At 56.1% G+C, this 11,637-nt stretch carries 13 protein-coding genes; 4 read left to right on the forward strand and 9 right to left on the reverse strand.

Annotated features, from left to right (window positions below; all coding sequences use genetic code 11):
• Positions 1–81: 81 nt before the first annotated feature.
• Complete coding sequence (locus H6815_08395) at positions 82–672, reverse strand: lipid-A-disaccharide synthase N-terminal domain-containing protein (protein ID MCB9860460.1); 591 nt, start codon at positions 670–672, stop codon at positions 82–84.
• A 20-nt stretch (positions 673–692) separates the two neighbouring features.
• Complete coding sequence (locus tag H6815_08400) at positions 693–1,496, reverse strand: glycosyltransferase family 2 protein (GenBank protein ID MCB9860461.1); 804 nt, start codon at positions 1,494–1,496, stop codon at positions 693–695.
• Positions 1,497–1,713: 217 nt separating this feature from the next.
• Here H6815_08400 and H6815_08405 point away from each other — a divergent pair, with 217 nt between their 5' ends.
• The 3 genes from H6815_08405 to H6815_08415 are packed head-to-tail and all read left to right on the forward strand — an operon-like array spanning position 1,714 to position 4,038.
• Positions 1,714–2,118 (forward strand): 2Fe-2S iron-sulfur cluster binding domain-containing protein, encoded by a 405-nt coding sequence (locus H6815_08405; GenBank protein ID MCB9860462.1) that lies wholly within the window; start codon positions 1,714–1,716, stop codon positions 2,116–2,118.
• Positions 2,119–2,170: 52 nt separating this feature from the next.
• Positions 2,171–3,238 (forward strand): DHH family phosphoesterase, encoded by a 1,068-nt coding sequence (locus H6815_08410; protein ID MCB9860463.1) that lies wholly within the window; start codon positions 2,171–2,173, stop codon positions 3,236–3,238.
• Complete coding sequence (locus H6815_08415) at positions 3,235–4,038, forward strand: DNA methylase (GenBank protein MCB9860464.1); 804 nt, start codon at positions 3,235–3,237, stop codon at positions 4,036–4,038. The genes H6815_08410 and H6815_08415 overlap by 4 nt, the downstream gene beginning before the upstream one ends.
• 5 nt (positions 4,039–4,043) lie before the next feature.
• Here H6815_08415 and H6815_08420 read toward each other — a convergent pair whose 3' ends face one another.
• Positions 4,044–5,621 (reverse strand): hypothetical protein, encoded by a 1,578-nt coding sequence (locus H6815_08420; GenBank protein ID MCB9860465.1) that lies wholly within the window; start codon positions 5,619–5,621, stop codon positions 4,044–4,046.
• A 139-nt stretch (positions 5,622–5,760) separates the two neighbouring features.
• On the opposite strand from H6815_08420, the gene H6815_08425 reads away from it, so the two are divergent.
• Positions 5,761–7,563 carry an acyl-CoA carboxylase subunit beta gene (locus H6815_08425; protein ID MCB9860466.1) on the forward strand — a complete coding sequence of 601 codons (1,803 nt, stop codon included), beginning with the start codon at positions 5,761–5,763 and terminating at the stop codon, positions 7,561–7,563.
• 9 nt (positions 7,564–7,572) lie between these two features.
• On the opposite strand, the gene H6815_08430 is transcribed toward H6815_08425, so the two are convergent.
• The 6 genes from H6815_08430 to pilM form a co-directional block, all read right to left on the reverse strand.
• Positions 7,573–8,025, reverse strand: a complete 453-nt coding sequence (locus H6815_08430; protein ID MCB9860467.1) for a prepilin-type N-terminal cleavage/methylation domain-containing protein — start codon at positions 8,023–8,025, stop codon at positions 7,573–7,575.
• A gap of 100 nt (positions 8,026–8,125) precedes the next feature.
• Entirely contained in the window at positions 8,126–8,608 is a 483-nt protein-coding gene (locus H6815_08435; protein MCB9860468.1) for a prepilin-type N-terminal cleavage/methylation domain-containing protein, read from the reverse strand.
• 179 nt (positions 8,609–8,787) lie between these two features.
• Positions 8,788–9,342: a hypothetical protein gene (locus H6815_08440; GenBank protein MCB9860469.1), complete on the reverse strand. Its 555-nt coding sequence runs from the start codon at positions 9,340–9,342 to the stop codon at positions 8,788–8,790.
• A 48-nt stretch (positions 9,343–9,390) separates the two neighbouring features.
• Positions 9,391–9,978, reverse strand: a complete 588-nt coding sequence (gene pilO, locus H6815_08445; GenBank protein MCB9860470.1) for a type 4a pilus biogenesis protein PilO — start codon at positions 9,976–9,978, stop codon at positions 9,391–9,393.
• A gap of 3 nt (positions 9,979–9,981) precedes the next feature.
• Positions 9,982–10,581: a PilN domain-containing protein gene (locus H6815_08450; GenBank protein MCB9860471.1), complete on the reverse strand. Its 600-nt coding sequence runs from the start codon at positions 10,579–10,581 to the stop codon at positions 9,982–9,984.
• On the reverse strand, positions 10,578–11,636 hold the full coding sequence (gene pilM, locus H6815_08455; GenBank protein ID MCB9860472.1) for a pilus assembly protein PilM: 1,059 nt from the start codon (positions 11,634–11,636) through the stop codon (positions 10,578–10,580). Before pilM ends, H6815_08450 begins: the two co-directional genes overlap by 4 nt.
• Position 11,637: the final 1 nt, after the last annotated feature.

The following is an 11,637-nucleotide window of genomic DNA, read 5'->3' on the forward strand; positions in this document are numbered from 1 at the left end:
AACATGACGGCATCCTTCAACAGGCTACGCCATCTTTGATGCCAAGGTTCGCGTGTTGTTCGCACAGGTGTCTTGCGCTGATTATTCCGCGTTCTGTGCGAGTTGGCGTTCGTGCTCGCGATGCTTCTGCTTCTTGATGAGTCTGATATTTCGAGCGTAGATAACCACGCCGGACGACTGCCCGAACACGCCGACGATGTCCTGTCGCCAGACGAAGTAGCAGAACAGGCTGATCCCGCCGACAAGGCTGATCCACCAGAAGATCTCGGGGACGACGGATTGCTTCCTGCGCTCAGAGACGATCCACTGGATCAGGAATCTGGCGGAGAAGATGATCTGTGCGCCAAAGCCCAGCGCGACCCAGATCACACCCCCCGGGCTGGTGACATTGAAGAGGCGGTAGAGCGCGTTTTCCTCGTCGTGGATGACATTGTCCAGGAGTTCATCTCCCAGTACGCGCTGCGCTGCGTCAAGGCTGAACGCGTCGCCCGGGCCCGTCTTGCGATGGATGACACGGAACTGCTCGGGCTCGGGTGCGTTCGGGGCGTACTCAAGCCAGGCTTTCTCCTGACCGATGCGGATCTGTGTGAGTTTGGCGCCATCGCGTGCGTTGGGTGGCACTGGCGCGCGCGCGTAGACCAGCCAGGCACCGAGCCCGATGAGCAGCACCATCAGAGCCAGTGGTTCCCACTTCATGTGCCGGGTGCTTCCGTGTGTTGTGTGACTTCAGCACCCGTGACAGGTCTGCGACGATTCCGCATGTAGCGGACCGCGAAGCAGTCGATCAAGCCGGGAATCGCCCGTTGCACAATGCCCATGCCGTACTTTGTCTCGCCCGCGTGGCGCTCGCGATGGTTCACCCGCATCTCGATGACCTTCCCGCCGAGGTGGCGCGTGGTCGCGGGGATGAACCGGTGCATGCCCTTGAACTCCAGAGGTAAACGCATCGCGTACTCGCGCTTAACGACCCGCAGCGAGCATCCGGTGTCGCGGATGGTGTCGCCCAGAATCATCTTCCGGAATGACCGTCCGACGCGCGAGCCGAACTTGCGGATGAACGAGTCCTGCCTCGCGTGCGATCGATCGCCCTGCACCATGTCGGCGTTCTGCTCATCGAGCAGTTTCAGCATCTGCGGGATGTCGGCTGGATCATTCTGGAGATCGGCATCGAGTGTCGCGATCAACTCGCCCCGGCTTGCGCGGATGCCAGCGTGGAACGCAGCGGACTGCCCGTTCCCTTTTCCCGGTGGGGTGTTCTGCATCCCAACGACATGCAGCCACGGGCGGGTCTGAGCAAGATCGAGCAGGATCTCGCGTGTTCTGTCGGTTGAGCCGTCGTCGACGACGACCAGTTCCCATGTAATCCCGGTCTCTGAGAGGGCTTTTTCCGTCTGCTCAGCGAGCAGGGCGACGTTCTCTTCCTCGTTGTGGGCTGGCGCAAGGACGGTCAGACGCACCGATGCGGGGCTCTCGACCATCGATCCAGCGTCAGACATGGTTCTTCCTTGAATACTGCTGCAGCCATGAGATTGGCGGCCCGGACTCGCCATCCGGGTGTTGGGTTGGAATGATTCTCAGTCTCAACGCCTGATTTGTGCGTTGAGCGACAGACTGTAGTCGCGATCCACGCAACTCCGCCGATTCCGGCCGATCTGCTGCGACTTCTGATTCACTTTCATCGGCCATTGCAGCCGTTTCCGGAGACCGCTTCCGATGCACGACCACGATCTCAAACGCAACCCCGGCGATGCGACCATCGATATTACCTTTGTTCTCGAAGATCCCGACAGCCTGACCGGCACAGACAAGAAGGAATGGAAGGTCAAGGGAGCCAAGGGCGAGGACCTGCTCGATATCGCCCTCCACGAGGGGATCAATATTGAGCACGCCTGTGGCGGCGTGTGCGCGTGTTCGACCTGCCACATCTACCTCGAAAAGGGAGAGGACGATGTGTGCGAATCGACTGAGGCTGAGGAGGATCGTGTCGAAGAAGCGCCGGGTATCCAGATCAACTCCCGTCTTGCGTGCCAGTGCATCATCGAAGGCGAGGGCCCGATCCAGGTGCGCGTGCCCGCGTGGAATCGCAACGCGGTGAAGGAAGTCCCGCACACACACTGATACTGTGGGAGAAGTCCGCGCTCATCCAGTCTGCGCGCACGAAGGAGTATGCATGCAGACAACTGCTGAGTGGACGACCACAACAACACCCGCTGATGTTGCATCCAGATTGCGAAGCGCAAAGCACGTCGCGGTTGTGACACATCAAAAGCCAGACGGTGACGCGATTGGGTCCACACTCTCTGTCGTTCTGGCGCTGCAGCACGCAAACCCGCAGACGGATATCACGCTGGTATACGCAGGATCAATGCCGACGTGGGCAAGCGAGATTCTTGGCGATCAACCGTGGCTGCACATTGCTGAGGAAGGCTCGATCAATCTGGGCAAGCGACCCGAGTTGTGCATTGTGTTTGACACGGGTACGCGCCAGCAGATCGGTGCTGACATGACACGATGGATTGAGGGTGATCCTGCAAGCACGATCATCGTCGATCATCACAAGCAGGGCGATCCCGACCTTGCGAGCGACAGAATCGTCAGCACGTCGTCCGCTGCGGTGTGCGAGGTGTCTGCGCAGATCTGTTGCGCATTGCTCAATACAAAGTCGAGCGCCGAACTTCCAAAGGATATTGCGACAGCGATCTATCTTGGGCTTGCGACCGACACAGGCTGGTTCAAGTATTCCAATGTCACGGCGACGACGCTGCATCTTGCTGCGGACCTGATCGATGCTGGCGTGGATCATGCAGCGTTGTTTGATACTGTCGAAGCGCAGGACCGGATCAATCGGTATCAGCTCATGGGACGCTCGTTCTCATCACTTGAGTCTGTCTTTGACGGGCAGGTAACGGTTCAGCGCATCACAGCTGACGACTTTGCGCAGACGGATGCGCTCGAGAGCGAACTCAACGGATTTTCCGCGATCCCGCTGATGGTCAAGACAGCACGCGTTTCTGTACTGCTGACACAATCGCCCGCAAAGCCAAGCCAGACCAAGGTCAGCTTGCGATCAAAGCCCGGGAAATATGCCGTGGATGTGAGCGCAATTGCAAGCTCGCTCGGCGGTGGGGGGCATGCGCGTGCTGCGGGCGCGCGTCTCGACATGCCGATCAATGAAGCGAAGCAGACAGTGCTCAACGCGATCAAGCCGCATCTTTCGTCGCTGGCATCGCACGCATGAACGACCAGCCAGCCAATCACAGTCGTCCGCAGCGCAGGCCCCGTCGCGGTCCTGATCGTCCGCCGCTCAATATCTTTGCGACAACGCTGTGGGAGTATCCCAGTCAGCACTACACGTCCGAGCGCACCGGCTCGACCATGCAGGGCAACAAGGACTACGCGGGCGCAACACCATCATGGGTCATCTGGCAACTGCTCCAAAGATACACGCGAAAGAACGACCTTGTTGTCGACCCAATGTGCGGATCGGGTACGACGATTGATGTTGCGCGCGATCTTGAACGCAAGGTGCTGGGATACGATCTTGCACCGAGTCGTGATGACATCTTCCGTGCAGATGCGCGCAAGATGCCTCTCGAAGATGGCAAAGCGGACTTTGTGTTTGTCGATCCGCCGTACTCAACGCACATCGATTACTCGGATGATCCGCGGTGCATCGGCAAACTCGATTCCGGCGGTGATGACAACGGGCAGGCGTACTATGACGCGATGACAAAGGTGATCGCTGAGATCGATCGCGTGCTGAAGAACCGCCGGTACATGGCACTCTACGTGTCGGACTCATGGACAAAGCGGAAGAAGAACGATCCGGGGTTTGGCTCGGGGAACTTCATGCCGATCGGGTTTGAGTTGTTCTCGATCATGCGCCAGCACTTTGTCCCGGTGGACATCATCGCGGTGGTGCGTCACAACCAGAAGCTTGCCAAGGGAAACTGGAAAAAGACAGCAATCGAGAGCAACTTCTTCCTGCGAGGGTTCAACTACCTGTTCATCATGAAGAAAGATGCACGAGGCATCTGAGCAGATCATGGCCGCTCTGACTTTTCAACCATCGAATCCAGCATGGTGCCAATGAGCGCAGTGGTCTCGCCGCCACCAAGCCCGTTGCTGTCATTTCCGCTCACCATCACGCGCGGTGTGATCTGGATGCCCTGCTCACCGACAATCTTCAACACCTCGATCAGTGCAGCATTTGTTTTGCCGATCTGTTCTGCGATCTGCTTGTATGCGTCGGCTTGTGCAAGCGCACGGATCTTGATCGCTTCCGCTTCTGCGCCCGCTTCGAGTATCAGCTTTGCCTTGTTTTCCTCGGCAATTTGGACCTCATACTTTGCGGTTGCGAGGCGTTTTTCTTCCTCGGCTTCCTGCTCGGTGCGCGTCAGTTCCTTCTTCTGCTCTGCAGCACGTTGCTGTTCCTGATACGTTTCCTGCTCCTGCAGTGCGATTTCTCGATCGGTCTGTGTTTTCAGCAGGTTCTGCCAGCGTTCCGAGTCATCGCCAAGATCGGCGATCAGCACCGCGTTGATCGTGATCCCATAGGGTTCCATCTCCTTTTTCAGCATTTCGAGCGATCGGGATTCCTGCTGCACGCGCTGCTGCACGTAATCGAGTGCCTTCACGTCCTGTGCGTTGTTGCGGAAGATCGAACGCACCGATGCCTGAAGCACGCGGAGCATGTTCTCGTCGTCGTCCTGCAGTCTCGCAACGACCATGGATGCGCTGTCCTGCTCGATCTTGTATCTCACACGCACATCAACCGGGAACTCGAACGCGTCGCTCGTGCGCACGGTGATCTCGCGATCCATCTCGTCTGTTGATTCGGATGCGCTCTTGGTAAAGTCTGCGATTGACTCACGCGTTGTTACCATTGTGATCTCGTACGCTTTAGTATTGATGTTGTACTTGCCCGGCGTGAGCACTTCCTTCCAGATGCCTTTGAACTGTCTTTCTACAAGCAGTGGCTGCTTTCCGTCGATCAGCGGTGGTTCAGTGCCAACATTGCTCTTCACAACACCCACAGTTGCGCGCTCGATGTTTGTGACGGTGATCATCTCAACATTGAACAGTTTCGTGTTGATGCGATACTCCCCCGGTGCGAGTACGGTTGTTTGCGGTCCCTTGTGCCCTTTGCCGTCAGTCAGGAAATATTCAGCATCCTGAGCCATGCGTTTGATCTCATCATCTGTGCCTTTCCATTCTGGTGCGTAGACCGCGTTTGGTGGGAGTGGCAAACCGTCCTTCGCAGTTAGAATACCGACATAGCCTTCACTGATTTCCGTCACAGGAACATAATCGATGTCAAAGATGACTGGCCACATCCACAGATGCCAGCCGGGGGGGAGGACGCGCGCCTGCGGACCCATTTCGCCGTTCGTTGCGATGATTTTGCCCGCGGGCAGTTTCGCACCAAGCGCATTCTTGACGACAATGCCAACCTGATTGGAGCGAACGTATCTGAACGAACTGAAGACAATGCCAGCGATCAGTGCGACCAGAGCAAGCCCAGCAGCTCCGGCCTTGAGTTCTTTGGAAGGAATCTTGGGGAGTGTTGACAGCAGACCCAGTGCGACCATGATGCCGATTGCAAGAAAAATGATTGACATGTGCTCTCCTCTCACGCGAAACTGCAGGATCCGCTGCGATATTGGGAAACACAGCGTTCGACTTTCAGGGTTTGTGCGGGCTAACGTCCTGCACCGAATCCATGTCTCCTCCCATTATCGTTGAGTGATTGGTTTCCGCATGAATCAGACGCAGCCACAAACAGTCCAGTCACCACTCGCCCAAGCCGTTGCCGAGGTTGTTGCGACAGAAGACATAATCCGCCAGGGCGGCGGTGCGAAAGCGGTCGAGCGTCAGCACGCAAAGAACAGACTGACTGCGCGAGAACGGGTTGGGAAGCTCATTGATGCGGATACCTCGTTTACAGAACTTGGTCTGTGGTCAGCCTTTGGTATGTACAAGGAGCACGGCGGCGCGCCAGCAGCAGGTGTTGTGACCGGCGTGGGCGAGATCGATGGACACCAGTGCATGATCATTGCCAACGATGCGACGGTCAAAGCCGGCGCGTTCTTCCCAATGACATGCAAGAAGATCATCCGCGCTCAGCACATCGCGCGCAACGCGCGATTACCACTGGTGTATCTTGTTGATTCTGCTGGCGTGTTTCTGCCCATGCAGGAGGATGTGTTCCCGGATGCCGACGACTTCGGTCGTATCTTCTATCTCAACTCCGTTATCAGCGCGGAAGGCATTCCACAGATCGCTGCGATCATGGGATACTGCGTCGCTGGTGGCGGGTATCTCCCTGTGCTGTGCGACAATCTCATCATGACAGAGGGTTCGGGGCTGTACCTTGCCGGACCAGCACTCGTGAAAGCAGCCATTGGTCAGGATGTGACCGATGAGGAACTCGGCGGCGCAACCATGCACGCGCAGATCTCCGGCACGATTGACTACAAGGAACCCGACGACGATCACGCGATCGATCGCGTGCGTGCGCTCGTTGGCAAGTTGTCTCCGTATCAGGTTGCAGGAACGCAGCGATCCTGGGCGCAGCCGGAACAGTCTGAGGCGGAAACGGAACTCGCTGATGAGTTCGCAAAACGTATGAAGGAACGTATGTTGCGAGCAGCTGAGACGGACTCGAAAGAGTTGGTTGTTGAAGAGCAGCCGTTCCGTGATCCCAGCGACGTGTACGACATTTTCACGGACAAGCCCGGTACCCAGTACGACGTGAAGGACATCATTTCGTGTCTTGTAGATGCTCGCGCAGTGCGCAATGACGAAGGGTTCAAATCGCTCGCGCCTGACTTTGACGAGTACAAGGAGGACTACGGACGTTCATTGGTGTGCGGGTATGCGCGCATCGATGGGCATGTGTGTGGGATCGTTGCGAATCAGGGCAAGCTGACCGAGCGTGTGATGCCTGGCGGAAAGGCTGGCCCGAGCAAATCGACGAATATGCCACGCGTTATTTACGACGACTCGGCGGACAAAGCAGCACGGTTTATCATGGACTGCAACCAGAAGCGCGTGCCCATCGTGTTCCTGCACGACACGAACGGATTCATGGTCGGGCGGGACTCAGAACAGGGAGGCATCATCCGCGCTGGTGCGAAACTGGTCAACGCGGTGAGCAACTGCGTCGTGCCAAAGATCGTTGTCGTGCTTGGTGGGTCGTATGGCGCGGGCCACTACGCGATGTGCGGGCGCGCGTTTGAGCCCTTTGTCACGCTTGCGTGGCCCGGCGCGAAGTACGCAGTGATGGGTGCAAATCAGGCGACCGGCACGCTCGCCATGATCGAGGAACGATCGCGCGAGCGCGCAGGGGAAAAAATAGACGAAGATGTCCACAAGCAGATTCTCGCCGCGGTCCATGCCAGCTACACCGAGCAGCAGGACATTCGATACGCAGCTGCGCGTGGATGGGTCGATCGCATCATCAAGCCCGAGGACACTCGCAGAGAACTGGGTGTTGCCCTTGATATGACCACGCATTGGGACTGGTCAAAGCAGTTCTGCACAGGCGTGTTGCAGGTGTAACGTCTTTGATCAGTTGCCGATAGAAACAACATATGCTAGACGCCCGGATTGGATTTCAATGCCGCCGGATGACGTCGGCTCACCATACATGTCAAACGTGATGTAGTCACCACCCGCGATAGAAACGCGGGTGATCTCAGCGTTGTAAGGTGGATCATCCAGGGACACAGATTCCATGCTGGAGGCATCACTCACGTCGCCAAACTCACCCTGATACATGCGATAGCGCGTGCCCGGATTATCGAACACAATAGTCCACGAGGTGCCGGTTGCTCTCGCAAGTCGCTTGATGCGTTCAATGTCAGCAACAACACGATCGTACGCGGACGAAGCGCGATACCGCTCAAGTGCGAACCCGTATCGAGGGAGAGCGATTGCTGCAATAGTACCAATGATTGCTAGCACCACCACCACCTCAACGAGGCTGAACGCAGCATAACAACGTGATCTGTTGCGTTCCATTGCGCGCACTCCTTGTGCACACCAGGTGGACTTCAAAGGAAACACGCCCCGCGCGGTCAAGCTGCGGAGCATGTGCGATCATAAGGGGAGCATATTGAGATTAATACGCGTTGTACTTGGTGCCGTCCTGATCTGTGTCAGCGTCCGGCGATCCAGCAATAACCTTGCCTGTTGACGCGTCGTACACCCAGCCCGAGGTTGCCGACTGAGCAGCTTCAACAGCGCTCAAACCCTTGTTTGTTCCGACTGGAAGAGTGGGAATCTCGGTAAGATACGGACCGTAGATTCGACCTGTTGCTGCATCAAACGCATCATTTGCATCGGTGCCATCAATCTTTGTGTACTTTGTCATCTGATCGACAAAGCTTGCCAGTGTAGGAAGCCTGCCCTCATGCTCTGCGCGATAGAGTTCGATTGCGCTGCGGAGCACCTGCAAATCACCGCGAAGCGCAACACCACCTGCGTTGTTCGCACCACGTGACATGCGCGGGATCGCGATAGCTGCGATGACGCCAATGATAACGAGCACCACAACGAGTTCGATCAGACTGAATGCTCTGTTCTTGCGAATGCGATGGAACATGCCACTATCCCCGTATGTAACTCATGCGATCGCAGCTGATTTGCTGCTTCGTGGCACAAGCACCTCCTGCTCGTGCTGACGAGAGATACATCGGATCATTTCTGCGGTATATTCAGTCGGTAACGCACGAAACTTGTGTTTTTTCAGCAAATGATACCTGTCGCGACTATCCCGCTCGATCATGGGATCGGGTCGAGATACAGCGTTATCACACGGTCTTCGAGAGCAAAGTGAGCGCTGCGTCCATCGACGTCAAGTAGTGTTGCACCATTGACTTGCTGACCCATCCGGACCGGTTCGCCATTGATCACAGCGTACGGATGACCGGAAGCTTCAAGCACTGCTGTCAGATGATGTCGCGCAATAAATGCATTTGCATCATCGGTTTGTTCGTTCTCGGATGTGACATACGCAACCGGTTTCCATGCATACGGCATGGAAAATCCGTCTGGTGAAGGTATGTCATTCATGCTGTCAGTGACGGAAGCCAGAGCAGAACCAATCCGATCGTTCAGATCTGATGCTCTTGATGACTGCAGCTGCAACTGGTCCATGAACGCTGCCTGATCTGCAAGCAACGCGAGATCCAGCCCAGAACCTGTCTCTGAAGCATGTGCCGATGCTGGCCCCGAGCTGAGGACAGACGATCCCAGAAAAACACGATCAACGAGCAGTGCCCCTGCGCACACCGCGATGATGCCGATCGCACGACGTTGCCTCCGGTCGATTTTCATACCCACACGGGCAATTTGCTTCAGGTGGATGCAAGCGGTCAGGCGCAACTATCGCGTTGTATGTTCCGGTTGTATGGTGTGAGCAACGTGCCACGACATGTCGAGCACGATACTGGCTTCACCATCTGAAGCACTCTGGATGCTTTGAAGCGAGAATGTTCGAATACCAACGTCCGGGAATGCGGCATGGATAGAACGGACGAACGCGCTGAACGATGCGTATGTTCCTGTCGCTTCAAGTGATATCGGAGCAGTATTATGTTTTTCACCGATAACTGTCTCGCCCGGAGTCAGCTTATTGATCCGGACTTGTGATGCTTCTGCAAGTTCAGCGATCTCAGCAAAGCGCTGATTCTGGTACTCGATTGTGTGAAGCTGGACAGCTGCCTGATCTACTTCGTTCACACTTGTCTGCAACTGGCTTGCGATCCTTGCCTGATTGGTGGCAATAATCTGCTCACGCTCTTTGGCCTCGTGCAGCAACCTGCCGAGCTCTTCACGTTCGTTCTCCATGTTGATGACTGGAGCAACGCCGAAGACATACCCAGCGGATGTCAAACTGATCACTACAACGAGGCCAATCGAATGGATCAGCCACCAGCGTGATTCATGAGCAATGGACTTGCCTCGAAACATCGGTTATCCCCGCAACTCACACGTGATGGTAAATGTTGATGCGCTGGTGTTCTGGACCATGCTTCTGCTTGTGCCGTTCAACGTCACGCGCTGGAAGATCCCGCTCTTCTCAAGCTTCAGTACAAATCCTGTAACATCGGTCGGTGCCAGCCCGGCACCGTCAAGCTCCAGCACATACACATCCTGCGTGCGTGTACTGTTGGCGGCCGTCTCCTTCGATTTGGGGTCGTGTGCTTCGAGCGGATCAACCCGAACACCGCGCAGCACAACCCGATCCCCCTTGATTCGTGCCAGATAATCCAGCAGCAGGCTCCAGTCCGGCTGATCACCGATTTCGCGGAGAAGATTCAGCTTTGCTTCTGCCTGCTTGAGCTGTGCGATCGCATCTTCAAGGCGCTGTGATTCCTTCCTGGCGCTCGCTTCAGTATCGTCGATAGCCTTGCATACGCGGGCCTGATCGTCCTGTCGATAGGAGTATCCAGCACCTGACACAGATGCGACAACGATGGTGTACGCAATACCAACAGAGATCCAGAACCGTGTGCGAATACGGCGTTCGCGCGATTCAATGCGAATCTTTGGTACAAGATTGATGCCGCTCATGCTTCAAGCTCCACGAGTGCCATACCCAGCGCGGTAATGTACTCATCCGCACATCCTGATTTCAGATCAAACCCATCGGCGGAAATGAGATCACATGTACTAACCATCTTCACTTCAACGTCCAGTGCCTGATGGATATGTTGTGCAAACCCCATGATGTTGCTGCCGCAGCCAATCATGACAACACTGCCGGGACGTGTGTTTGTGATCTGATGTGTTGCATATCCGAACGCACTGCGCAGATCGTCTGTTAGCATTCTTGTATGCGTGTTCACAAGAGGTTTGATCTCCGATTTCCATATCCGCTGAGATACGGGGTCCGCGCTTTCCTCCGGCGGATGCATCAGCAGATAACGTGCTGCATCGATGTCAACACCCATGCGGCTTGCGATAATGCGAGACTGCCTGTCAAGCCCTTTCTCAGGCATCGCGCGTTCGTACACAACAATCCCGTCGTGCACAAAGGTGAGCCGAGCAATCGACCACCGAAGGTCAACAATCGCATGGACCAGCGTGCTGTCGAGATCGAGTCTGCCACACGCGCGCACATCTGCCCAGGATTCTGTGTCTGCTCTTACGACGTCCAACCCACAGATCTCAAACTGATCAAGCATTTCGTTCAGTGGATCGATGATGCATGCGACAGCAACAACGCTCGATCGTTCACGTGCTCGGCGTGAATGTGGCAGCGACCAGCATCGGGATTCAAAGCTGCCCTGTTCAAGACTGTGCAAGCGAGCCATTTCCATTGAGGCGAGACGCTCGATCGGTGCGCCAGATCCTTGTGGTGGGAGATCAAGCATATCGACTTTGAGCATCTCGCGGGGCAGCGCGATGCTGACACGTCTGCCATTCAACCCCCAACGGTCGAACGCACGCGCGAGATCGGCAATATCTGATTCTGACGGTATTGGGCCGTCCGATCGTCTCGGTATAACTCCGCAGCCGGACACGAATGTTCTGCGAGTGCCAGATGCGACCTGCACAACGCGGATGCGTTCGCGTCCGATGTGGACACCGACTGGCGAGACAGCTTTAACGAGTGTTCTCTGCATG

The sequence above is a fragment of the Phycisphaeraceae bacterium genome (assembly GCA_020639155.1).
Lineage (GTDB): Bacteria > Planctomycetota > Phycisphaerae > Phycisphaerales > UBA1924 > JACKHF01.